22 protein-coding genes and 1 tRNA gene are annotated in these 21,971 nt (G+C 60.9%); 13 read left to right on the top strand and 10 right to left on the bottom strand.

Annotated elements, in window-relative coordinates; all coding sequences use genetic code 11:
* The first annotated feature begins 2 nt into the window (after positions 1-2).
* Positions 3-452, top strand: coding sequence for a type II toxin-antitoxin system RatA family toxin (locus LH365_RS08005; protein ID WP_226743136.1), 450 nt, complete (start codon positions 3-5; stop codon positions 450-452).
* On the opposite strand, the gene LH365_RS08000 is transcribed toward LH365_RS08005, so the two are convergent.
* The 6 genes from LH365_RS08000 to LH365_RS07975 all read right to left on the bottom strand — a co-directional run bounded on the left by LH365_RS08000 (position 449) and on the right by LH365_RS07975 (position 5,695).
* Positions 449-952: a CinA family protein gene (locus LH365_RS08000; RefSeq protein WP_226743135.1), complete on the bottom strand. Its 504-nt coding sequence runs from the start codon at positions 950-952 to the stop codon at positions 449-451. The genes LH365_RS08005 and LH365_RS08000 overlap by 4 nt on opposite strands.
* Before the next feature lie 75 nt (positions 953-1,027).
* Complete coding sequence (locus tag LH365_RS07995; protein ID WP_107872583.1) at positions 1,028-1,639, bottom strand: superoxide dismutase; 612 nt, start codon at positions 1,637-1,639, stop codon at positions 1,028-1,030.
* Positions 1,640-1,787: 148 nt separating this feature from the next.
* Positions 1,788-2,363, bottom strand: coding sequence for a helix-turn-helix domain-containing protein (locus LH365_RS07990; RefSeq protein ID WP_226743134.1), 576 nt, complete (start codon positions 2,361-2,363; stop codon positions 1,788-1,790).
* Positions 2,364-2,743: 380 nt separating this feature from the next.
* Positions 2,744-3,571, bottom strand: a complete 828-nt coding sequence (locus LH365_RS07985) for a hypothetical protein (RefSeq protein WP_226743133.1) — start codon at positions 3,569-3,571, stop codon at positions 2,744-2,746.
* Positions 3,568-4,323, bottom strand: a complete 756-nt coding sequence (mazG, locus tag LH365_RS07980; protein ID WP_255606734.1) for a nucleoside triphosphate pyrophosphohydrolase — start codon at positions 4,321-4,323, stop codon at positions 3,568-3,570. Before mazG ends, LH365_RS07985 begins: the two co-directional genes overlap by 4 nt.
* A gap of 16 nt (positions 4,324-4,339) precedes the next feature.
* The gene (locus LH365_RS07975) at positions 4,340-5,695 is read right to left on the bottom strand and encodes an MFS transporter (protein WP_226743131.1); all 1,356 of its coding nucleotides are present in this window, start codon (positions 5,693-5,695) and stop codon (positions 4,340-4,342) included.
* 324 nt (positions 5,696-6,019) lie between these two features.
* Here LH365_RS07975 and ybaL point away from each other — a divergent pair, with 324 nt between their 5' ends.
* Entirely contained in the window at positions 6,020-7,729 is a 1,710-nt protein-coding gene (gene ybaL / locus LH365_RS07970) for a YbaL family putative K(+) efflux transporter (RefSeq protein ID WP_226743130.1), read from the top strand.
* A gap of 34 nt (positions 7,730-7,763) precedes the next feature.
* A complete protein-coding gene (locus LH365_RS07965) occupies positions 7,764-8,075 on the top strand; it encodes a hypothetical protein (protein WP_226743129.1) in 312 nt (103 codons plus the stop codon).
* 22 nt (positions 8,076-8,097) lie between these two features.
* On the opposite strand, the gene trpE is transcribed toward LH365_RS07965, so the two are convergent.
* Positions 8,098-9,621: an anthranilate synthase component I gene (gene trpE / locus LH365_RS07960; protein ID WP_370639720.1), complete on the bottom strand. Its 1,524-nt coding sequence runs from the start codon at positions 9,619-9,621 to the stop codon at positions 8,098-8,100.
* On the bottom strand, positions 9,618-11,549 hold the full coding sequence (locus tag LH365_RS07955; RefSeq protein ID WP_226743128.1) for a peptidylprolyl isomerase: 1,932 nt from the start codon (positions 11,547-11,549) through the stop codon (positions 9,618-9,620). The genes trpE and LH365_RS07955 overlap by 4 nt, the downstream gene beginning before the upstream one ends.
* A gap of 197 nt (positions 11,550-11,746) precedes the next feature.
* Between LH365_RS07955 and tpiA the strand changes: the two genes are divergently transcribed.
* The 8 genes from tpiA (at position 11,747) to LH365_RS07915 (ending at position 17,788) form a co-directional block, all read left to right on the top strand.
* On the top strand, positions 11,747-12,487 hold the full coding sequence (tpiA, locus tag LH365_RS07950) for a triose-phosphate isomerase (protein ID WP_226743127.1): 741 nt from the start codon (positions 11,747-11,749) through the stop codon (positions 12,485-12,487).
* Positions 12,488-12,627: 140 nt separating this feature from the next.
* The gene (secG, locus tag LH365_RS07945; protein ID WP_226743126.1) at positions 12,628-13,185 is read left to right on the top strand and encodes a preprotein translocase subunit SecG; all 558 of its coding nucleotides are present in this window, start codon (positions 12,628-12,630) and stop codon (positions 13,183-13,185) included.
* A gap of 144 nt (positions 13,186-13,329) precedes the next feature.
* On the top strand, positions 13,330-14,964 hold the full coding sequence (locus LH365_RS07940) for a CTP synthase (RefSeq protein WP_226745463.1): 1,635 nt from the start codon (positions 13,330-13,332) through the stop codon (positions 14,962-14,964).
* A 170-nt stretch (positions 14,965-15,134) separates the two neighbouring features.
* Complete coding sequence (locus LH365_RS07935; protein ID WP_226743125.1) at positions 15,135-15,518, top strand: hypothetical protein; 384 nt, start codon at positions 15,135-15,137, stop codon at positions 15,516-15,518.
* Positions 15,519-15,627: 109 nt separating this feature from the next.
* On the top strand, positions 15,628-16,011 hold the full coding sequence (locus tag LH365_RS07930) for a RidA family protein (RefSeq protein ID WP_226743124.1): 384 nt from the start codon (positions 15,628-15,630) through the stop codon (positions 16,009-16,011).
* Positions 16,012-16,113: 102 nt separating this feature from the next.
* Positions 16,114-16,419: an ETC complex I subunit gene (locus LH365_RS07925; protein ID WP_226743123.1), complete on the top strand. Its 306-nt coding sequence runs from the start codon at positions 16,114-16,116 to the stop codon at positions 16,417-16,419.
* A gap of 62 nt (positions 16,420-16,481) precedes the next feature.
* Positions 16,482-16,558: transfer RNA gene (locus tag LH365_RS07920), tRNA-Arg, on the top strand.
* A gap of 129 nt (positions 16,559-16,687) precedes the next feature.
* Positions 16,688-17,788, top strand: coding sequence for an amino acid ABC transporter substrate-binding protein (locus LH365_RS07915; protein ID WP_226743122.1), 1,101 nt, complete (start codon positions 16,688-16,690; stop codon positions 17,786-17,788).
* Here LH365_RS07915 and sseA read toward each other — a convergent pair.
* On the bottom strand, positions 17,767-18,618 hold the full coding sequence (gene sseA, locus LH365_RS07910) for a 3-mercaptopyruvate sulfurtransferase (RefSeq protein ID WP_226743121.1): 852 nt from the start codon (positions 18,616-18,618) through the stop codon (positions 17,767-17,769). The genes LH365_RS07915 and sseA overlap by 22 nt on opposite strands.
* A 2-nt stretch (positions 18,619-18,620) precedes the next feature.
* Positions 18,621-20,075 carry a deoxyribodipyrimidine photo-lyase gene (locus LH365_RS07905; RefSeq protein WP_226743120.1) on the bottom strand — a complete coding sequence of 485 codons (1,455 nt, stop codon included), beginning with the start codon at positions 20,073-20,075 and terminating at the stop codon, positions 18,621-18,623.
* A 131-nt stretch (positions 20,076-20,206) separates the two neighbouring features.
* Between LH365_RS07905 and LH365_RS07900 the strand changes: the two genes are divergently transcribed.
* A complete protein-coding gene (locus LH365_RS07900) occupies positions 20,207-20,980 on the top strand; it encodes a glycosyltransferase family 2 protein (RefSeq protein ID WP_226743119.1) in 774 nt (257 codons plus the stop codon).
* A gap of 14 nt (positions 20,981-20,994) precedes the next feature.
* Positions 20,995-21,921 carry a lysophospholipid acyltransferase family protein gene (locus LH365_RS07895; protein WP_226743118.1) on the top strand — a complete coding sequence of 309 codons (927 nt, stop codon included), beginning with the start codon at positions 20,995-20,997 and terminating at the stop codon, positions 21,919-21,921.
* Positions 21,922-21,971: the final 50 nt, after the last annotated feature.

The following is a 21,971-nucleotide window of genomic DNA, read 5'->3' as shown; positions in this document are numbered from 1 at the left end:
GCGTGGCGCAATTCCATCTTGAGCGCGTCCTGCCGTACGCGGCCACCGACCTGTGGGCTATGGTCAGCGACGTCACCAAGTACCCGGACTTCATTCCGTGGATCACGGCCCTGCGCGCCTATAATATGACGACGCCGGGCGAAGGCGTGCACGTCTTCGACGCCGACGTGTCGGTGGGTTACAAGATGCTGTCGGAGCGCTTTTCCACCCGTGTCACGCGCCGGGCGTCGGACCTCAGCCTGCATATGGGCCTGTTGCGCGGGCCTTTGCGCAAACTCAACGGCCATTGGCATTTCACCGAGGTCGCCGGCGGGACGCGGGTTGATTTCGATATGGATATGGATTTCAAAAATCCCATCCTCAACGCCATGCTCAAGGCCAATCTCAATATCGCCGTCAATCGGCTGATGGCTACGTTCGAAGCCCGCGCGAAGCAGCTTTACGGAGCTTAGGTTTCGGCCCTGAGGTGCTCCAGCGCCCAGTGCAGGGCGTACATGACCGACTGTTCGCGGATGAAGTCGCGACCGAGGTTCTCGAATACGTGCACATTGGCCTGCGACCTGATCTCCCCGTCCGGCAGTGTGAACGCCAGTCCGAAACAGACCATGCCGACGGGCTTTTCTTCCGAGCCGCCGGTCGGTCCGGCAATCCCCGTGACACTGAGCGCCAGATCGGCCCCCGCCGATGTCAGCGCGCCTTCGGCCATCGCGTGCGCCACCGGCAGGCTGACCGCGCCGTGTTCGGCCAGAACGCTTTCCGGCACGCTTAAGAGCCGCGTTTTCGCGGCGTTGGAATAGGTGACATAGCCTTCGTGGTAGGCGTCGGACGCACCGGAAATACGCGTCAGGGCCGCAGCGATCAGGCCGCCGGTGCAGCTTTCGGCGGTCGTCAGCGTGCGACCTTGCGCGCGCGCCAGGGAGAGGATTTCCGTAGCCAGATCAAGCGCGTCCATGAAGAAGCTCCTAAAAGAAAAGGCGTGGGGTCAATCGACCCCACACCCCGTAATCTAATCGCTTTTCAACAGCAATTACACGCCCGGATGCAGCGGCGCGTCCAGATTGCTGTTGGCGAAGTCCCAGTTGACCAGGCTGTTCAGATAGGTCTCGATGAACTTCGGACGCAGGTTCTGATAGTCGAGATAGTAGGCGTGCTCCCACACGTCGATGGTCAGCAGCGGCTTGTCGCCCTTGGTGAACGGGGTTTCGGCATTGCCGGTCTTCACGACCTTCAACTTGCCGTCCTGACCCAGAACCAGCCAGGCCCAGCCCGACCCGAACTGCGTGGCACCAGCGGTCTTGAAAGCTTCGACAAAGGCGTCGAACGAACCGAAGTCAGCGTCGATCTTGGCGGCGATGGCGCCCGTAGGCTTGCCGCCGCCGTTCGGCTTCATCGAGTGCCAGAAGAAGGTGTGGTTCCACACCTGAGCCGAATTGTTGAACACGCCGGGATTGGTGCCTTCCGACGCCTTGACGATGTCGACCAGCGACTTATCCGCGAACTCGGTGCCGTCGATCAGCTTGTTCAGATTGTCCACATAGGCCTTGTGATGCTTGGCGTGGTGGAAGCTGAAGGTGTTGGCCGACATGTGCGGCTCAAGCGCGTCGGTCGGGTAGGGCAGAGCGGGAAGTTCGAAGGCCATGACATCCTCGGCAGATTTGAAATGATGAAAAGAAAGAACTGAAATCGATATATGGGGGTGGGAATCGCTTTTCAAGGCTAAATTCCATGAGAATAATTCTCAAAATTAGCCTTATAAATGCGCGGGTTATAAAAACGAGACGCGCGGCTCAGAACCCGTCGAAAAGGTTGAGGGTTTCGTCTTTCGGCTCGAATTTCGGCGCAGGCGTCAGCGGTTTGGCGGGCGATTGCGCGGCCACGTCCTTGACGATGCGGTTGGTGAAGCTCGTCTTGTTCTTTTGCAGGCTGGCCAGAAAGTCCTTGGGCGTGTCGGTGATGTGGTACTTGTTCGACCACAGCATCATCTCGACCAGCACGGGCGCGAGGTCCGCGCCCTTTTCCGTCAGGCGGTAGATATATTTGCGCGCGTCGTCCGGATCGGTGGCCTTTGAGATCAGGCCGGCGGCTTCCAGTTTCGACAGGCGGTCGGCCAGGATGTTGGTGGCGATCTTTTCCTCGGCATTGAGAAAAGCCTTATAGGTCGAACGGCCCTTGAACATCAGGTCGCGGATGATCAACAACGACCACGTATCTCCGACGACTTCCAGCAGCAGATTGATCGGGCATTTCGAGCGCGGGCCGCGCCCCACAGGCTCTTTTGCGGCCTTCGGCGCAGGCTTTGCGGGCTGGCGACGACCAAAAGGCGTAGCGGCGGCTTTAACCGGGGCGAGGGCAGTCTTGACCATGGCGCGGACCTTCGATGACGTTCTGAAACCGAGTGCCGAAATCAATAGCAGATAACAAGTGAATTATTTGTTTAATTGCGTTTTGAAATTGAGGGCTGTGAATTGCAAATCGCAATTTTTATACAAGTCTTTGAGAAAGAAAGGTTCTCCACAGATGGCCACAGATGCACACAGATAGACCGAGCGTGTGACGTCGGACGCGGACTGACCTTAAGTTTGGAGAACTCCAGATTAACAGATTGGCGCTTCGCGCCTTTGGAAGGCCCGACCCCGGCAGTATGCCGCTTGAAACTCAAAATCTGTGAAATCTGTGGTTCCCCTAAATGGCTAACCAAGCACTCGGTTCATCTGTGTGCATCTGTGGCCATCTGTGGAGAAACCTAAAAATACCGCACAAAGGCAAAGGAACGCCCGCCTGGCGCCCAGTTGGGAACGTTCATAGTGCCCTGACCGCCGAACATCTCGAATAAGGTTTCGGGCTCACCGCCCTCTGCCGGCATCAGGCGCAGACGCACGGTCTGATCGCGCGGATGGTCGCGACCCACCGACGGATCGTAGGACAGAAGCAGCACGTGTCGTCCGTCCGGTGACGGATGCGGAAACCAGTCGGCATAGGGGCTGTCGGTCATGCGTTGCAGATCGCTGCCGTCGCGCCGGATGCGCCAGACCTGCATCTGGCCCGAACGGTTGGAGTTGAACCACAGCCATTCGCCGTCCGCGGAAAAGTCCGGACCGTCATGCACGCCGTCGCCGACGATCAGGGCGCGTTCATCCGAACCGTCGAGACGGCTGAGATAGATGCCGAAGACGTCCTTCTGATGGATGCCGGCATAGGTGATCCACGCACCGTCCGGTGAGCAGCCGTGGTAGTAGGCGGCGAGGTGCGCGGACAAACGCTTCGGCACGCCCCCGGCCAGCGGCAGGGCATAGATGCAGGCGCGGTCGTATTCGACCTTGTCGGTGATCAGCAGGGTCTGACCGTCCGGCGTCAAACCGTGGTCGTTATTGCAGCGGATGGCGAAGCCCGTATCGATCACTTGCGGTTCGCCACCGACGGGGAGGCGGTATATTCGGCCTTCGCTGTTGAGGATCAGCGTCTGGCCGTCTGGCGTGAAATGCGGCGATTCCCACAATTCCGGCCCCTGCCAGACCACGCGACTTTGACGGGTTTCCAGATCGTAGATTTCGATGGAGCTGCGCAGGCTCATTGGGCGCGCTCGGCCTGTTTAGCCTTGTTCCACAGGGCGTCCATCTCGGCGAGGTCGGACTGTTCCGGCGTCTTGCCGATCCTGGCCAGTTCGGCCTCTATGGTCTCGAAGCGGCGCACGAACTTGGCATTCGTGCCGCGCAGGGCGTCTTCGGGCTCGGCGTCCATCTTGCGTGCCAGATTGGCGATAACGAAAAGGATGTCGCCCAGTTCCTGCTTGGCTTTCTCGGCGTCACCGGCGGCCAGTTCGACCTTCAGTTCGGCGACCTCTTCCTCTAGCTTGTCCAGCACTTCGTTCAGCGACGGCCAGTCGAAACCGACGCGGGCGGCGCGCCTGGTCAGCTTGGCGGCGCGGGTGAGTGCGGGCAGGCCGACCGGCACGTCATCGAGGATTCCGTGCCTGGCCTTGGCCTTGCGCTCGGCGGCCTTCTGCACCTCCCAGGCGGCGTTCTGTTCGTCGGCGGTGCGGTCGCCAGCTTCTCCGAAGACGTGCGGATGGCGGCGGATCAGCTTGTCGGTCATGGCCTGCGCCACATCGTCGAAGTCGAACAGGCCCTGTTCCTTGGCCAGATGGCTGTGGAAGACCACCTGAAACAGCAAATCGCCCAGTTCTTCCTTGAGGTCGCGCATATCCTTGCGCGCGATGGCGTCGGCGACTTCGTAGGATTCCTCGATCGTATAGGGGGCGATCGTTTCGAAGGTCTGTTCCAGATCCCAAGGACAACCGCCGTCTTTCGCTCGCAGGCGGTTCATCACTTCGATGAGGGCATCAATGGGGGCGAGGGGAGCCTTGGTCACTGGATAAACCTTTTGCTTTCAGTGCGGACTGAATGGACGCATAGCGTTCCGGCGTCAGGTCATAGGATGTCATCGCCCACGCGCCAAGCAAAAGAAAAACGACCGGCAGGCCGATAAAAAAGGCCTCGACCCAGAACAGGGCTTCGGGCGTGTTGTGCGCCGCCTTGTTGTCGAACCCCATAAGCGCCAGCGCCGACAGGGTCAGGACCGAGAAGGCGTAGCCCAGCTTGGTGGTGGCCGACAGGATCGACATCAGCGTGCCCTTTTGGTCATGGCCGGTTTCCAGCAGCACCTCGTCGCCGATATCGGCCATCAGCGAGCGCGTGAGCAGCAGATAGGCGGCGTAGGGGATGCCGGCCAGAAACACCGCCACGGCCATGACCGGGAAGTTGTTGTCCGGCACGAAGGCCAGCCCGCCGTAGAGGGCTGCGAAGATGAGGGCCGAGGCGATCAGGGTGCGGTGCTTGGAAAAGCGCTTCGAGGCCCAGTTCCACAGCGGCGCACCGACCAGACCCGCCACGAAATACAGTAGCATGGCGATGGTGCACTCGAAGCGCGTCAGTCCCTTGGTCTGCATGAAGTAGAAGAAGAACAGGGCGCCCATGATGCCCGGCGCCAATCCCATCAGCAGATCGGCCAGCAGCACGCGGATGACGTTGGGGCGGCGGATCATGTCGAAATAGGCGCCGAGCCGCACGTCATGGCTGGTGGCGTCGGACACGCGTTCCGGCACGACCCACAGCGCAATGCCGATGGTGACGGGCAGGGTGACCATGATGAAGACGCCCATCCACTGCACGCCGGTCTGATAGGACTGACCGATGGCCTGAGCCACGACCGGGATACTGGCGACGCAGAGCAGGCCGATAATGTTGCCGATCTGCCAGAAGGCGAAGACCTTGGTGCGCTCGTCGTAGTCGTCGGACAGGACGCTGCCCCAGCTCGACTGGCTGAGCGCCGCCATAGAGAAGCCGATATAGGAGACCAGCAGCCACGTGCCCATATACAGCGCCGAGGCACCCTGCGGGGCGAGAAACATGAAACCGGTCGAAATGAACAATACCGGCAGACACAGCGCCATCCACAGCTTGAAGCGTCCGAAGCGGGTTCGGGTGCGGTCCATGGCCCAGCCGATGACGGGATCGACCGCGATGTCGATCAGCTTGACCGCCATGAAGACGACGCCGACGAGCCCCAGACTGACGCCGATATAGGTGACGTAATATTCCGACAGGGTCACCGCCAAGGGCAGGCCCAGCGCCGCGAACGGGACGCACGGACCGCAGAAGGCGAGAAGCCGGGGCCAGGTGACTTGTTTGGACGACATGAAAAGCCCTGAGAGTGTTTTGTTATCGGCCGGCGTGATTGCCGTATGCGGAAACATAGCACGCCGGATTAATTTGAACAACGTTCAATTTTGGACGCTCAACGCATCGCAGAGGACGTAATCAAACGGTTGCACGAAACCGTCTTCACGATCGGTCTGAATGGATTTCGCTCAGTATAGATTTTTCCTATGCAAAGGGTTGACATTATTGCCCGCAACACCGAGTTTTAAACTAATCCGTAATTCAGCATGTCTCCTCGGCGACGGCGCATCTGTGCCGCCGGATTGCGGGCCTTTTCTGTTCTCAAACTCTAAAGGCGACCGATGGATCACCATAATATTTCTCTCATTACCACACTTGCGTCCGGCTTCGGTCTGGCGTTGCTGTTCGGATTTCTGGCCGAAAAAATCAAGCTGCCGGCGCTGGTCGGCTATCTTCTGGCCGGCATCCTGATCGGACCCTCCACCCCCGGTTTCGTGGCCGACACCCACATCGCGGCGCAGTTGTCGGAAATCGGCGTCATGCTGCTGATGTTCGGCGTCGGCCTGCACTTCTCGCTCGGCGACCTGATGTCGGTGCGCAAGATTGCGCTGCCGGGGGCCGTCGTGCAGATGTCGCTGGCCACCTTTTTGGGGTTCGCGCTGGCGCACTGGGGTTGGGATTGGGGGATGGGGGCGTCGCTCGTTTTCGGTCTGTCGCTGTCGTGCGCGTCGACCGTGGTGCTGCTGAAGGCGCTGGAGGCACGCAACGCCATCGACAGCATGAACGGCCGCATCGCCGTCGGCTGGCTAGTGGTTGAGGATCTGGTGACCGTACTGGTGCTGGTTTTGCTGCCGCCTCTGGCGCATCTGCTGGAGAGCAACGGTTCGGCAGGCGCGGCTTCGGCCGGCAATCTGTGGGTCACCATCGGCCAGACTCTTCTCAGCGTCGGGGCCTTTATCGCCCTGATGATGCTGGCCGGGCGTAAGGTGTTTCCGTGGATATTGTGGCAGATTTCCAAGACCGGTTCGCGCGAACTCTTCACCCTGTCGGTCATCGCCGCGGCCATCACCATCGCCTGGGGCGCATCCGAACTGTTCAGCGTATCCTTCGCTTTGGGGGCCTTCTTCGCCGGCATGGTCATGCGGGAGTCGAAGTTCAGCCACCGCGCCGCTGAGGAATCCCTGCCGCTGCGCGACGCCTTCTCGGTGCTGTTCTTCGTGTCGGTCGGCATGTTGTTCGACCCCAAGGTTTTGCTGGAGCACCCGATGGAGGTTCTGGCGGTTGTCGGCATCATCGTGGTGGGCAAGGCCCTCGCCGCTGCCGCCCTGGTGCTGTTTTTCCGCTACCCGCTCAACACGGCCTTTACCGTGTCGGCCAGTCTGGCGCAGATCGGCGAATTTTCGTTCATTCTCGGTGGTTTGGGTCTGTCTCTGGGCATCCTGCCGCAATCGGGCATGAGCCTCATTCTGGCCGGCGCGCTGGTCTCCATCGCCATCAACCCGTTCCTGTTCGCGGCTATCTCGCCGCTGACCAACTGGGTGCTGAAGCACTCGGAACTGGCGCGCCGGCACGAGCGGCGTGAGGACGTGTTAGCCGAGTTGCCGCACAGTACCGAGGCGCGCTATCTGAAAGGGCAGGTGGTGCTGGTCGGCTATGGTCGCGTCGGCAAGCGCATCGCTGCGACGCTGGACGAGCAGGGCGTCGCCTACGTGGTGGTCGAGCAGAACCGCGAGCGCGTCGAGGAATTGCGCGAACAGAGCAAGGTTGCGGTCTATGGCGATGCGGTCGAGCCCGAAGTGCTGGTGCAGGCCCATATCCAGCACGCCGCCATGCTGCTGGTCGCCACGCCCGATCTGGTCAATATCCACCAGATGGTCGAGGCCGCCCGCCGCGTTAATCCGACGGTCGAGGTCGTCCTGCGCACCCACAGCGAGGACGAGATGAACTTCCTGCGTCAGGAAAAGATGGGCACGGTCTTCTTCGGAGAAGAGGAACTGGCGCGCAATATCACCCGCCACGTCCTTGACCGGTTCAGTCCCAAGGCAGCCTGATTACCTATTATTAACCATAAACGGAGCATGTTCGATGCCGATAGAATCGGTTCAGAACATGTCCCGCACCATGCCCAAAACCTTCGCCATCAATGATAATCTGTCTCCGCTGGATCGGGCCCGCATCCTGCTGAACACGCGCGTGACCAAAACGCCGTCGGTGTTCAAGGCCCTGATGGCCTCGGCAGCGTTTGCGGTATCGGGATTGTGGCTGGCGGCGTCGATGATCGTCGGCCCGATGATGGATCAGGACAAGCCCCAGCCGACGCCCGTGGTCAGCAAGGCCGTAAGCTCAGGCACCGAGGGCGGCTTCCAGTTGTCGGCCAGCCCCTCGGACCTGAAATAACAAGCCTTCTATTTTTGAACGCCTAATTGCCCTGCTTGTAGCGCCAGGCCTCCGAAGCGGCCTTGATCAGGGCCGAGGCCTTGTGCACCGTTTCCTGATACTCGGTCAGCGGCACGCTGTCGGCCACGACGCCGGCCCCGGCCTGCACGTAGATTTTTTCGTCCTTGAACAGGGCGGTGCGCAGAACGATACAGACATCCAGAGACCCTGAACCGGAGATATAGCCGACGCCGCCGGCATAGCCGACGCCGCGTTTCACGGCTTCCAGTTCGTCGATAATCTCCATGGCCCGCACCTTGGGCGCGCCCGAAAGCGTACCGGCGGGCAGGGCCGCCAGCAGAGCATCGACCGGATCGAGGTTCGCCGGGGCGTCGCCTTCGACGTTCGAGACGATGTGCATGACGTGGCTGTAACGCTCGATGTAGAATTTCTGCGTCACGCGCACGCTGGCGGGCTTGGCCACGCGGCCGACATCGTTACGGCCGAGATCGAGCAGCATCAGATGTTCGGACAGTTCCTTGGGATCGGCCAGCAGTTCGGCCTCCAGCGCCCTGTCTTCTTCCGGGGTCTGACCACGCGGCCGCGTCCCGGCGATGGGGCGGATGGTCAGCTTGCCGTCGCGCACCCGCACCAGAATTTCCGGCGACGAACCCGCCAACTGGAAATTGCCGAAGTCGAGATAGAAGAGATAGGGCGAGGGGTTCTGGCGGCGCAGCGAACGATAGAAGGCGAACGGATCGAGATCGAACGGCGCTTCGAAACGATGCGACGGCACCACCTGAAAGATGTCCCCGGCGGCGATGTACGCCTTGGCCTTTTCGACCATGCCGCCGTAGTCCGCCGCCGAGGTGGGCGAGGTCAGGGCCGGTTGCGCGCGCTCCATGGCCACCGGCTTGGGCGGCAGGGGCAGGCGCAGGTCTTCCTCGACGCGGTCGAGCCGCGACAGGGCATCGCTATAGGCCGATTGGGCGTTGACGCCAGAATCCGGCCACACGGTCGTGGCCAGCAGAATTTCGTGCTTCACATTATCGAAGACGCAAACCACCGAAGGACGGCACACGACAGCGTCGGGCAGGGACAGCGGATCCGGATTGGCCGGACCCAGTGGTTCGTACAGGCGGATCAGGTCGTAACCGAACACGCCGAACAGGCCGGAGACCATCGGCGGCAGATCGGCGGGGATATCCAGCTTATGCGCCGTTACCAGCGCCCGCAGCGAATCGAGCGTCGGCGCGCCTTCGGCCTCATAAAGGCCTTTGGCGATAGCGGCTTCACCACGTGAGATTTCGGCACGGTCGCCGAAACAGCGCCAGACGAGGTCGGGACGCAGGGTCAGGATCGAATAGCGCCCCGCCAGCGCGCCGCCTTCCACCGATTCGAACAGGAAGGAGAAGGCGCGCTGTTTCGCCAGCTTGAGATAGGCGGAAACGGGCGTTTCCAGATCGTCGGTCAGACGGCGAGTGACGATAACCGGCTGTCCGGCGTCGTATTGGGCGGCAAAGCCGCTGACGCCGGCGGTTTCGGAAGCGATGGCCGCGCTCATCATTTGGCGGCCTTGCCGGCTTCCGCCGTCTTCGTGTCGGCCTTGATGCTGGCCGGGTTGAGACCCAGAGCCAGGACCGCCGCATTGGGGTTGGTCTTGGTCTTGACCGACGTGCGCGCCCCCTTGCGGACGTTGAAGCTCATGTCCTGAAACAGGCCGTAGGCGACCGATTGAGCGGTCATGGCCGTGGCCTGATTGACCGTGGCGGCGTCGCCCTTGTTGATCGCGGTGACCTTACCGACCACGGTGACCATTTCATTGGCGCGGGCGCTGAAGATTTCGTTGACCTTGGCCGAGAAGATGCGGCCGGCGATTTCCGGGCCGACGCTCTGCTGGGCCGATTGACGGGCCAGGGCAGGGCGGGCCTCGATCTTGAGGCCCATGGCGCTGGCGACGGCCTCGACCGATTCGCCCTTGCGCAGGCGGGCGGCGACCTCTTCCCCCTTGGCCACCACGCGATCGCCCAGCGTCTTCTGCTGCCACGCCTGGATCATCTGGGGCTTGATCTTGTCCAGAGCCGGGACTTCCGAGGGGATGACCTCGTTGACGCGCAGGGCGAAATATTCGCCGTTGCCCAGTTCCGTGACGTCGGTTTCACCCCCCTTGGGCTGCTCGAAGGCGGCCTTGAGGATCGGGGCGTACTGGGCGAAGGACTGACCGTCGGCCATCTGGCCTTCGGCAGTCATCGGCGGCAGGTTAATGATGCGCACGCCCGACTTTTCGGCGGCCGCGGCGAATTCAGCGCCGGAAGACCGCTCCTTTTCGAAGGTTTCCGAAGCCGCATAGGCCAGTTCCTTGGCCTTATCCTTCTTGTATTCCTGCTCAAGCTGATTGCGCACCGTCTCGAAGCCAGTGACCGAAGCGGCGGTCACCTTCGACAGCTTCACGACGGCGAGGCCGAGGCTGCCCTGAATTGCACCCGACACTTCGCCTTCCTTCAGCGCGAAAGCGGCGTCGGCGACCTTGGCGTCAGCGATGGCGGTCTTCGGTTTGGCGTCGTAGGTCACGACGGTGCCCTTACCGGCCTTGGCGGCGGTCTGGGCGTCGGCGCCCGAACGCAGGGCCTGAGCCACAGCATTGGCCGCGGTCTGGTCGGGGACGGTGATCTGCACGAAGGAGCGGGTTTCCGGAGTCGACAGGGTGTCGCGGCGGAATTCGTAGAGCTTCTTCAGTTCGGCTTCATCGACCGTCACCTTGGAAGCGAAATCGCCCGGCGCAAACGACACGACGGTGAATTGACGCAGTTCCGGGCGGCGCAGACGCTCCTTGTTGTCCTCATAGAATTTCAGCAGTTCGGCGTCGCTGGGCGCGCCCGGCTTTTCGACATTGTCCGGCGTCACGATCAGGAAGGCGGCGTCGCGCGTTTCGGCGGCGAAGGCGCTTTGCAGGGCCGCGTAAATGCGCGGCGGCTTAAGGCCGGCCACCGAGGCTTCGATGAACTGACGGTTGGCGATGTCGTCATTGATGATCTGTTCGAACTTGGTCTGGCTCAGCTTCATGCGCGAAGCCAGTTCTTCCTGGTACTTGGCCTTGTCGAACTTGCCGGTCACCGAGTCGAAGAAGATCGGATATTTGGCGATCTGATCGGTCACCACCTTGGCCGAGGGCCGAATGCCCGCCTTGATCAGCCAGGCCGAGAACGAATCCATGTCGGCGATTTCTTCCATGATACGGACGTGCAGACCTTCCTTGACCGCGTCCTCATAGGTGAGGGTCTGACCGCTCTGCTGTTCGGCGCCGGTCTTCCATTCGTCGAACTGACGGCGGAAATCATCCGTCGTCGTCTTGCGTTCGCCGGCATCGACCACGTCGCGGGATGACCCGCTTGAGAACAGGTCGTTCATGCCGAACACGGCAAAACTCAGGATCAGCGCCGCCATCAAAAGCTTGAAAGTGAGCGACTTGGTAAACTGGCGGAAGCTGGAGATCATGAAGAAGGCGACCTTGAAACGAATGGGGGCCGTCGGTTTTGAAGCGACGGCGCGCAGACATATAATTGAGCAACCGTGACAGGATCAAGGCTGTAACAAACGGAATCCAATTGTTTGCCGGTTTTTTCTTGGCTCAGGGGGTGCGGTTCGTTACAGATAAAATTATCAACTAATAATTACATGCCACTGATTTTATAATGCCAAAACATCCGCTGATCGCGGGCAACTGGAAGATGCATGGCTTGAGGGAAGCCATTCCGGAAGTGCTCGCTATTGATGCGGCCTCACGCTCTGCGCGAGCGTCGGTCGCCATCTTCCCTCCCTCCACCCTGCTGTGTCCCATGCGCGAGGCGCTGGCCGACAGCCCCGTGCGCCTTGGGGGACAGGACTGCCATACGGAACCGCTTGGGGCCTTTACCGGGGACCTTTCGGCGGAGATGCTGAAGGATGCCGGGGCCGATATGGTCATTCTGGGCCATTCCGAGCGTCGTCATGGCCACAAGGAAGCCTGCGAAGGCGTCGCCGCCAAGACCCGGGCCGCCCTGCGCGCCGGGCTGGAGCCGATCATCTGCATCGGCGAAACGCTGGATCAGCGTCAGGAAGGCCTGACCCACGCGGTTCTCAGCAAGCAGTTGCGCGACAGCCTGCCCGAAACGCTGGAAGGGCAGACCTTCCACGTCGCTTATGAGCCCGTCTGGGCCATCGGCACCGGGCATGTGCCTACCGACGATCAGGTGGTGGACGCCATGCTGCTGATCCAGAAGCATCTGGCTAAGCGCTTCCACAATCAGGTCGTGCCGCACACGCTTTATGGCGGTTCCGTCAAGCCGGACAATGCGCGGCATCTGCTGACGCTGGACGGCGTGGACGGCCTGCTGGTCGGCGGCGCATCGCTCAAAGCCGCAGACTTCAACCGCATCATCGCGGCGGCGGACTGATATTTCCGCCGCAAAATCCTTGAAACAGCTATGGCCAATGCCCAGTCTTAGTGCTAAGGGCGTGCGCTTATGCTTTTGACCGAAGGCGCACGACTGTCAGGGCCGTGCGCCGTTTGTTAGCCAAAGATACCTGGAAATTCATGCTGTTCGTTATCCTGCTCTCGATCCAAATCCTTATCGGCATCGCTCTGGTGGGGCTGATTCTCGTTCAGCGCTCCGAAGGTGGCGCGCTCGGCATCGGCGGCGGTGGCGCGGGCGGCGGCTTCATGTCGGCGCGTGGGGCAGGTAATTTCCTCACCAGGTCCACCTCGATCCTGGCTATCCTGTTTTTCGCCAACTGCGTGGCCCTGACCGTCGTTTCCAACCTCGACCGCCGCGGCAGCTCGGTCGTCGATCAGGTCGGCGCCGACAATGTGACACTCGACGAGTCGCAAGCCTCTGCGGCCGCGGCGGCTCAGGCCCAGCAAGGCCAGCCGGGCGGCGCCAGCGCGTCCTCCGCGGCGCCTTCGCTGACCGACCTGCCGTCGCCGACCAGCGCCGCGCCTTCGCTCAGCAATCTGGGTGCGCCTGCGGCTCCCGCAGCATCCTCGTCGGCAAGCTCCAGCGCTGCGCCGAAACCGGCCGCTCCCAAACCCACGACTCAGCTCGCCAAGCCGGCTCCGGCCTCCTCAGCCTCGGCCTCTTCGACGTCGAACTAGAAGACGGCTCTAAAATCCGAACGAATGACCGGCTCACAGATCGCTTTGTGAGCCGGTCTTTTTGAATATATATGATGGTGGTGGAATCGCTTCGCAGCGCTTCCCAGATAAAGGTTTTCCGACATGCCCACGGTGAACAAGGATATGGCGCGCTTTGTATTTATTACGGGGGGCGTAGTGTCCTCGCTCGGCAAGGGGCTGGCCTCGGCGGCGCTGGGCGCGTTGCTGCAGGCGCGCGGCTACAAGGTCCGCCTGCGCAAGCTCGACCCCTATCTGAACGTCGATCCCGGCACGATGAGCCCGTATCAGCACGGCGAAGTCTTCGTCACCGACGACGGCGCGGAAACCGACCTCGACCTCGGCCATTATGAGCGCTTCACGGCGGTCAATGCGCGCAAGTCGGACAATATCACCACCGGCCGAATCTATTCCAATATCATCGAGAAGGAACGCCGCGGCGACTATCTGGGCGCCACGGTGCAGGTCATTCCGCACGTGACGGATCAGATCAAGAGCTTCGTCCTGTCGGATCAGGGTGACGCCGACTTTATCCTGGTCGAAATCGGCGGCACGGTCGGCGACATCGAGGGGCTGCCTTTCTTCGAAGCCATCCGCCAGTTGGGGCAGGAACTGCCGCGCCGTCAGTGCTGCTTCATCCACCTGACCCTGCTGCCTTTTGTGAAGACCGCCGGTGAGATGAAGACCAAGCCGACCCAGCACTCGGTGAAAGAACTGCGCTCGATCGGCATTCAGCCCGACATCCTGCTGTGCCGCAGCGAATACGAAATCCCGCGCGAGGAGCGCCGCAAGATCGGCCTGTTCTGTAACGTCCGCGAAACGGCGGTCATTCAGGCGCTCGATTCGGCCAATATCTATGCTGTGCCGATCGACTATCATAACGAAGGGCTCGACACCGAGGTGCTCAACGTCTTCGGCATCGAAGACGCACCGGCGCCGGACCTCGCTCTCTGGGAAGACATTACCAGCCGCTATTCCAGGCCGGACGGCGAGGTATCCATCGCCATTGTCGGCAAGTACACGGTGCTGAAAGACGCCTACAAGTCGCTGATCGAGGCCGTTTATCACGGCGGGATGGCCAATCGCGTCAAGGTCAATATCGAATGGGTCGAAGCGGAAACCTTTGAGGACGATCCCGAAACCGTGCGTCAGAAGCTGGAAAACGTGCACGCCATTCTGGTGCCCGGCGGCTTCGGTGAACGCGGGGCCGAGGGCAAGATCATGGCCGCCAAGTTCGCGCGCGAGAATCAGATTCCCTATCTCGGCATCTGTTTCGGCATGCAGATGGCCGTGGTCGAAGCCGCGCGCCATCAGGCCGGCATCAATAAGGCGACCTCTTCGGAATTCGGCGACAGCGGTGAACACGTCGTCGGCCTGATGACCGAATGGCTGAACGGCAATGAACTGAACCAGCGCGCCGCCGGCGGCAATCTGGGCGGCACCATGCGTCTGGGGGCCTTCGCCGCCAGCCTGCGTCCCGGCTCGAAGGTCGCTGAAATCTATGGCGAAACGGATATTTCCGAGCGCCACCGCCACCGCTACGAAGTCAACCGCGACTATATCCCGCAACTGGAAGCCTGCGGCCTGCGATTCAGCGGCATGTCTCCGGACGGTCTGCTGCCGGAAATCGTCGAACGCGACGACCACCCCTGGTTCATCGGCGTGCAGTACCATCCGGAATACAAGTCTCGCCCGATGACGCCGCACCCGCTGTTCAAAAGCTTCATCACCGCCGCTCTGGACCGTAGCCGTCTGGTGTAAAAGGCGCATGAAAACTCGCCTGTAACATAATGTTGCAGCGCGATACAAATTTCACATTTTGCTGCGTTGCAAAATTTTCATTTGTCGTACCATTGGTCACGGGTTAGGAATGACAGCGCTATCAAGCCTATAAAGATAGCGATCTTTCCCAACTTCCATGAGTGTGTGACATGAAAAATCGGAAAATTTTTGGCGCTGCAGCGATTTTTGCCGGCGCCCTGATCGCGGGTCAGGCTGCGGCTGAGTGTTCGGACGCGCAAACCATCGCCATCGGCAAGACGGCGGCCCGCGAAAGCGCCGAGCAACTGTCCAAGGACGCGCCGATTCAGAAGGGCAAGCTGATCAAGGTCTATGACTGCGACGCTTCGGGCGCTTCGGTCAGCGCGGAATTCGCCTACGCCTTCGTTTCCGAAGGCAAGATGGAAACCGTCTTCGGCCGCATCGAAACCCAGGAAGGCGCGGTTCGCGACTTCGACCTCGGTGAACGCGCCCCGCTGGCCTCCAATGACGAGACGCTGGTCGAAACGCGCTACGGTGCTTTCAGCCTGAACTAAAAAGACAGTTCACCCGGAATATCTTCTTCCGGGTGAACTGTCTTTTGGCGTTGATTTCCCGAAGGCAGGAGGGCATAGCCCTTCTGCTTTTTCATTACGGGATATTGTCATGCGCCAGCTTGTTACTTCCGGTTCGCCCTTTGAGCCGACCATCGGTTTTTCGCGCGCCGTGCGCATCGGCAACCGCATCGAGGTTTCGGGCACAACGTCCATGCGCGACGGCAAGGTCGTCGGCGCGGGTGACTGCTATCTGCAGACCAAGACCATTCTCGAAACCATCGTCAAGTCGATCGAAGAGGCCGGCGGTTCGGTCAACGACATCATCCGCACCCGCATCTTCCTGACCGATATGTCACTGTGGCAGGACGCCGCCCGCGCCCATGGCGAAGTCTTCGGCGAGATACGCCCGGCGTCGAGCTTCCTCGGCACGTCGGCCCTGATCAATCCCGAATGGCTGGTCGAGATCGAGGCTTCGGCTCAGATCGGGGCATAAGCCGGCAAAAGCCCTTTGCCAAAAAGCGGGTTTGTAGTAACAGACCTTGACTGACCGGATGCCGAATCCGGCCCGAATTCGCGTTCGCCCGAGGAGATTGTCATGTTCGCGCGCATCTTCAAGCCGTCCAAGACCGCCATGCAGTCGGGCAAGGCCAAGACCCAGGACTGGGTTCTGGAATTCGAGCCAGCCTCGGCGCGCACGCCCGATCCGCTGATGGGCTGGATTTCCGGGGCCGATATGAACGCGCAGGTGCGCCTGTCCTTCGACAGCAAGGAACAGGCCATGGCCTATGCCGAAACCCACGGCATTCCGTTCCGTCTGATCGAGCCGGAAACCCCGCCGAAGATCATCAAGGCCTATGCCGACAATTTCGCTTCCAACCGCCGCCAGAGCTGGACGCATTAATTTCAAGCGCATTCCGAAAAGTGTGAAGCGGTTTTTGGAAGCAAATGCGTGATCCGATATCAGACTCCGTAGCTCAGCTGGATAGAGCATCCGCCTTCTAAGCGGACGGTCACAGGTTCGAATCCTGTCGGGGTCGCCATTTCTCCAATTTGTGAGCGCAGAACGTCCCTTTGGCTTTGACCGGAGAGGACGGCTGGTGTTGTATGGGGTGAGCCTCCACCGCGACCCTCTTTTCGCAACGCCCCCCTTTCGCAGCACCCTGTCGCTCATGCCCTTGTTCCGTTCCTTGCGCCTCATTGCCGTGCCGCTGCTTCTGGCCGGTCTGGCGGCGTGCGGGGAGGGCAACAAGCCCGCGGACCACCCCTCTTCCGAAACCCCAAAGGCGACGCTGACGCCGGTGAAGGCCGAAAGCGCCACGCTGAAGGCCGTTCTGGCGCGCGGACGGGTCAATTGCGGCGTGCATCCGGGCCTGATCGGCTTTTCCTATAAGGATAATTCCGGGCGCTGGCGCGGTTTCGACGTCGATTTCTGCCGCGCTCTGGCCGCCGCCATCTTTTCCGATGCCGATAAGGTCACCTACGTGCCGCTGAGCACGACCGAGCGCTTCGATGCGCTGAAGACGGGCAAGGTCGATGTGCTGTGGCGTTCGACCTCGTGGACCCTGTCGCGCGATAGCGCAGATGGCGTCGATTACGCCGGCATCAACTACTACGACGGTCAGGGCTTTCTGGTGCGCAAGTCGCTGCGCCTGAACAGTGCAACGGAACTGAACGGCGCCCGTATCTGCGTGCAGACGGGCTCGACCAGCGAGCCCAATCTGGTCGACTATTTCCGCACGCGCGGTATCAAATATAGCCCGGTCGTGGTCAGGAACGAGGAAGAGGGCCGCGATGCCTACGCGGCCGGTCAATGCGACGCCCTGAGCAACGATGTTTCGGCTCTGGCGGCCGCGCGCACAACGCTGAACGATCCCACCTCGCATATGATTCTGCCGGAAATCATCTCAAAAGAACCTCTGGGGCCGGTCGTGCGTCAGGGTGACGATCAATGGACCGATATTGTGCGCTGGACGCTGTACGCGACCATTGTCGGTGAGGAACTGGGCATCGGCATCAAAACCGTCGAAGCCCAGCAGATGGAGTCGCAAAACCCGGAAGTCAAACGGCTTCTGGGGTCGGAGGGTAATCTGGGCGGCGGTCTGGGGCTGGGGCCGGAATGGGCCTATAATGTGCTGGCACAGGTCGGAAATTACGGTGAAATTTTCAACCGCAATATCGGGGAAGATTCGCCGCTGCGTCTGTCGCGCGGTCTGAACGCGCAATGGAATGCGCCGGAGCGCGGACTGCTCTATTCGCCGCCCATTCGCTGATCCGACCTGACCACGGGCGTGTCTAGGTCTTCACGCCCCCATTCCGCCCACGAGCCGTCATAGAGCCGCACCTTGTGGTGGCCGATCTCATGCAGGGCGAGGGCGATGATCGCCGCCGTGACACCTGATCCACAGGAGGTGATAACCTGCGTTTTGGGGGTAATGTGCAAGGCGCCGAAGATGTTCTTCAACTCATCGACCGGTTTCAGCGCGCCGTCGCGGATCAGTTCGGTGGCCGGAAGACTGCGACTGCCCGGCATATGACCGGAGCGCAGTCCGGCGCGAGGTTCCGGAGCGCTTCCATCGAAACGCGCCCCCGGACGGGCGTCCAGGACCCTTTCATCCGATGCGCCCAGATGTGCGCGCAATGTATTGATTTCAATAACACGATCCAGCTTGGGCGAGGGGGTGTAGTTTACACCCTTTATCCAACCCGCCCCCGCAAGCACGGGATATCCGGCCGCTATCCAGGCCGGAAGTCCACCGCGCAAAACCTGCACCTTCTCATGTCCCATCAGGCGGAAGGTCCACCATACGCGCGCCGCGGAAAACAGGCCCTGACGATCGTAAATCACCACGTGGTCGGTTTCGCGGATGCCCATGTCGCCGACTGCCTTGGCGAAGACCTCCGGGGTCGGGGCCATGTGGGGCAGACCGCTCGATGGGTCGCTGATGGCTTCGATATCGAAGAACTGCGCCGTCGGGATATGGCTTTCACCGTAGAGGGCCGCCATGTCCGTGCCGTCCAGCGCCCAACTGCCGTCAACGATCTTGACCTCGCCCCTATCCAGCAGGGCTTTTAGCGCATCGGCATCGATCTGGGCGGTCATGGTCAGTCTTCTTTCATCTGCGCATAGGCGTCGAGCGCCCGCTGACGCGCCTCGGCATGATCGACGATCAGTCGGGACACCTGCTGAGACTTAGAGGATGAAATGCCGGCAAATTCAAACAGGTTGCGTTCAAATTTTTGTTGCTTCATGCCTGATTTTGACGGCCTGTTTTCCGTAAAGCCGGAAATATATCGCTTCTGATAAAGGTTTTTGGGGTCGAACTTCTCGGCCTGCGTCACGGGATTGAAGATGCGGAAATAGGGCGCGGCGTCGGCCCCCGAACCGGCCACCCACTGCCAGCTTGCCGTATTATTGGCCGGGTCGGCATCAACCAGCGTATCCCAGAACCATTGCTCCCCCAGCCGCCAGTCGATCAGCAGATGCTTGGCGAGGAAGGAGGCGCAGACCATACGCACGCGATTGTGCATGAAACCGGTCCGCCATAGCTCGCGCATCCCGGCATCGACCAGACCGTAGCCGGTTTCTCCGCGCTGCCACGCCCGCAGTCCCGCCGGGTCGTTGCGCCAGGCCATGCCGTCGAACTGGCTCTTGAAATTGCGGGTGTCCAGCTTCGGCTGCTGCTGCAGGATGTTGTAGCTGAAATCGCGCCAGGCCAGTTCGGCACGGAACTTCTCCAGATCGTCGCGTAAAGCCGCGCGATGCCGGACATGATTTTCGGCCGCGTGCAGGATGCGATGCGGGCTGATCTCACCGAAACGCAGGTGCGGCGACAGGCGCGACGTGATATCGAGATCGGGGCGATCACGGTCCCGCGCATAGTCCTTCAGACCGTCTTCAAGAAACGCCGACAATCGCTGATGCGCACCGTCCTCGCCGGGCGTCCAGATATCGAACCCTTCCGTCCAATCAAGCCCCGATGGCGTCAGAGCCGGTTTCAGACCCAGTTCATCTATGTCGAGGCTCTCCGGCCATCGGGCGGCGGGCGGCCACCTGAGAGCCGGAGCGGGCAGGGCATGACCTTCGACAGCCCCGTGTGATTGCAGGGCACGATAGAAGGGCGTGAAAACCTTGTACGGGTGGCCTTCACCCGTCACAATCTGCGTCGGATCGCCTAGCAGATGCGTGTTGAATATGCGCACATCGATGCCGAGCGTTTCAGCCAAACCGGAATCGAAAGCATCGATTTTGGGCTCGAAGGTGCGTGAGGCGATCAGTTCAGCCGCCGAAACCGCCTCTACCAGCTTTTTCAACACCGTTTCGGAAGCGCCGTTGAGCACGATCAATCGCGATCCGTGGGCCCGCAGGCTCTTGTCCAGGGCACGCAGCGACCGGTCCAACCACCATTTCGAAGCGGCGCCCAAAGGCCGTTGTCCTATATCTTCGTCGTGGATATAGACCGGAATCACGGGTCGTCCGCTGCGCAGCGCCGCGGCGACGCCTTCGTGATCCTGAAGCCGCAGGTCGGAACGAAACCATAGAAGGGTGCTTTGGGTCATGAAAAGGCCTGTTGAAATGGTCTGGATACGTCCGAATCGTCCCATTCGATCAATAGCGGGTAGGCCGATGACTATTGACCGGACAGTGGGAGGCGACTAAGCCAGAACGACCTAGCACCCAGAGTCCCTTTATGTCTTCACCGCCGAAACTGAGCGCGTGCATTATCACCAAAAATGAAGCGGATCGCCTCGCCAATTGCCTGCGGGCGATCGAGGGGCTGGCCGACGAGGTGGTGGTGGTCGATTCCGGCTCGACGGACGGCACGACCGACATCGCGCGTCAGATGGGCGCCAAGGTGTTTCATAACGACTGGGTCGGCTATGGGCCGCAGAAGCGCTTTTCCGAAGACTGCGCCAGCCACGACTGGATACTGAACCTCGACGCCGACGAAGTCGTGACGCCCGAACTGTATCAGGAAATCAAGGCGCTGATGGCTAAGGGACCGGATCTGCCGGCCTATCGCTTCAAGCTGCGCAACGTCTATCCGGGCAAAACCAGGCCGCGTCTGTGGGCCGATTTTCATAACTATGTCCGTCTGTATGATCGTCGAAAGGTGCGTTTCCGCGACTCGCTGGTGCACGACACGGTCGATACAAAGGACGAACCGGTGGGGCAGCTACAGGGATCAGCGACGCACTTTTCGGCGCGCTCCTACGCCCACATCAAACAGAAGCTCGACTCCTACACCAATCTGCAGGCCAAGGCGCTGAAAAAGCCCGCCTGGGCCATCTGGACGCGCCTGCCGTTCGAATATCCGTTCGTTTTCACGCGCTATTTCCTGTTCCGCTGCCATTTCACCGGTGGCTGGGACGGCGTGCTGTCCAGCCATCTGGCCGCGGAAGCCCGCGTCAAGCGATTGTTGAAAATTCTCAAGGCTCAAAAAGAGCTTAAGACCAAGTCTTGAGGCTGTAGATTAATATGTCGCCCGCAAAACCTTCCTTCTGGCAAGACCTGGCCTGGCGCTTCGAGGCGCTGATGTACGACCTGTTCGTCGGCGTGGTGCGCGCCTTGCCGGTCGATACGGCCTCGGACATGGGGGCGTGGCTGCTCAAGGTTATCGGGCCGATCACGCCTACGCAAAGGCTGGTCCGTCAGAACCTCGATCTGGCCTTCCCGGACAAGGACGAGGCGTGGAAGACGCGCATCGCCAGGGCTCAGTGGGACAATCTGGGGCGCACCTTCGCCGAATTCGCCATTATGGACCGCATCCGCATAGCCAATGGCCGCGTCGAAGTGGTCAATATGGAGCGGCTGAAAGCCATTGCCGAGAACAGAACGCCGGTCGTCTTTATCTCCGGGCATTTCGCCAACTGGGAAATCATGCCTTCGACCATCGTCGATGCGGGCGTCGAATGCCAGATGACCTATCGCGCCGCCAACAACCCCTATGTCGATGAGCGCATCAAGGCCGGACGCATGCGTTACGGCGTCAGGCTGTTCGCGCCCAAGGGCGGCGACGGGGCCAAGGAACTGCTGGTCGCCATGGGCAAGGGCGAATCCGTGGCCCTGATGAACGATCAGAAGTTCAATCGTGGCGTCGCCACGCCCTTCTTCGGCCGCAGCGTCGATACGGCCCCCGGCCCGACGCGACTGGCCATGCGTTTCGGCACCGTGCTGCAACCCATGACGGTCGAGCGCCTGCATAAGGCGCGCTTCCGTGTTATCGTCCACGATCCGATTGAGGTGGACGACACCGGTCACAAGGGCGCGGATATCGACACGACGGTCGCCAGGGTGTCGGCCTTTATCGAGCAGGTCGTGCGCGACCGCCCTGAAGAATGGTTCTGGGTGCATAAGCGCTGGCCCAACGACGCCTACAAACCGGGTACACCGAAAGCGCCTTAACGCGGGCTCATAATATGTGAAGGCCGGACGGCTTGCCCGCGCTTACGGCG

The sequence above is a fragment of the Asticcacaulis sp. AND118 genome (assembly GCF_020535245.1).
Taxonomy (GTDB): domain Bacteria; phylum Pseudomonadota; class Alphaproteobacteria; order Caulobacterales; family Caulobacteraceae; genus Asticcacaulis.
This window is presented reverse-complemented; position numbering and strand designations above follow the sequence as displayed.

What these genes read in the sequence shown, in the direction of transcription:
- LH365_RS08000 (WP_226743135.1), bottom strand. Translation starts at nt 952, where the DNA reads ATGGACGCGCTTGATCTGGCTACGGAAATCCTCTCCCTGGCGCGCGCG.
- LH365_RS07995 (WP_107872583.1), bottom strand. Translation starts at nt 1,639, where the DNA reads ATGGCCTTCGAACTTCCCGCTCTGCCCTACCCGACCGACGCGCTTGAG.
- LH365_RS07990 (WP_226743134.1), bottom strand. Translation starts at nt 2,363, where the DNA reads ATGGTCAAGACTGCCCTCGCCCCGGTTAAAGCCGCCGCTACGCCTTTT.
- LH365_RS07985 (WP_226743133.1), bottom strand. Translation starts at nt 3,571, where the DNA reads ATGAGCCTGCGCAGCTCCATCGAAATCTACGATCTGGAAACCCGTCAA.
- mazG (WP_255606734.1), bottom strand. Translation starts at nt 4,323, where the DNA reads ATGAACCGCCTGCGAGCGAAAGACGGCGGTTGTCCTTGGGATCTGGAA.
- LH365_RS07975 (WP_226743131.1), bottom strand. Translation starts at nt 5,695, where the DNA reads ATGTCGTCCAAACAAGTCACCTGGCCCCGGCTTCTCGCCTTCTGCGGT.
- ybaL (WP_226743130.1), top strand. Translation starts at nt 6,020, where the DNA reads ATGGATCACCATAATATTTCTCTCATTACCACACTTGCGTCCGGCTTC.
- LH365_RS07965 (WP_226743129.1), top strand. Translation starts at nt 7,764, where the DNA reads ATGCCGATAGAATCGGTTCAGAACATGTCCCGCACCATGCCCAAAACC.
- trpE (WP_370639720.1), bottom strand. Translation starts at nt 9,621, where the DNA reads ATGATGAGCGCGGCCATCGCTTCCGAAACCGCCGGCGTCAGCGGCTTT.
- LH365_RS07955 (WP_226743128.1), bottom strand. Translation starts at nt 11,549, where the DNA reads ATGATCTCCAGCTTCCGCCAGTTTACCAAGTCGCTCACTTTCAAGCTT.
- tpiA (WP_226743127.1), top strand. Translation starts at nt 11,747, where the DNA reads ATGCCAAAACATCCGCTGATCGCGGGCAACTGGAAGATGCATGGCTTG.
- secG (WP_226743126.1), top strand. Translation starts at nt 12,628, where the DNA reads ATGCTGTTCGTTATCCTGCTCTCGATCCAAATCCTTATCGGCATCGCT.
- LH365_RS07940 (WP_226745463.1), top strand. Translation starts at nt 13,330, where the DNA reads ATGGCGCGCTTTGTATTTATTACGGGGGGCGTAGTGTCCTCGCTCGGC.
- LH365_RS07935 (WP_226743125.1), top strand. Translation starts at nt 15,135, where the DNA reads ATGAAAAATCGGAAAATTTTTGGCGCTGCAGCGATTTTTGCCGGCGCC.
- LH365_RS07930 (WP_226743124.1), top strand. Translation starts at nt 15,628, where the DNA reads ATGCGCCAGCTTGTTACTTCCGGTTCGCCCTTTGAGCCGACCATCGGT.
- LH365_RS07925 (WP_226743123.1), top strand. Translation starts at nt 16,114, where the DNA reads ATGTTCGCGCGCATCTTCAAGCCGTCCAAGACCGCCATGCAGTCGGGC.
- LH365_RS07915 (WP_226743122.1), top strand. Translation starts at nt 16,688, where the DNA reads ATGCCCTTGTTCCGTTCCTTGCGCCTCATTGCCGTGCCGCTGCTTCTG.
- sseA (WP_226743121.1), bottom strand. Translation starts at nt 18,618, where the DNA reads ATGACCGCCCAGATCGATGCCGATGCGCTAAAAGCCCTGCTGGATAGG.
- LH365_RS07905 (WP_226743120.1), bottom strand. Translation starts at nt 20,075, where the DNA reads ATGACCCAAAGCACCCTTCTATGGTTTCGTTCCGACCTGCGGCTTCAG.
- LH365_RS07900 (WP_226743119.1), top strand. Translation starts at nt 20,207, where the DNA reads ATGTCTTCACCGCCGAAACTGAGCGCGTGCATTATCACCAAAAATGAA.
- LH365_RS07895 (WP_226743118.1), top strand. Translation starts at nt 20,995, where the DNA reads ATGTCGCCCGCAAAACCTTCCTTCTGGCAAGACCTGGCCTGGCGCTTC.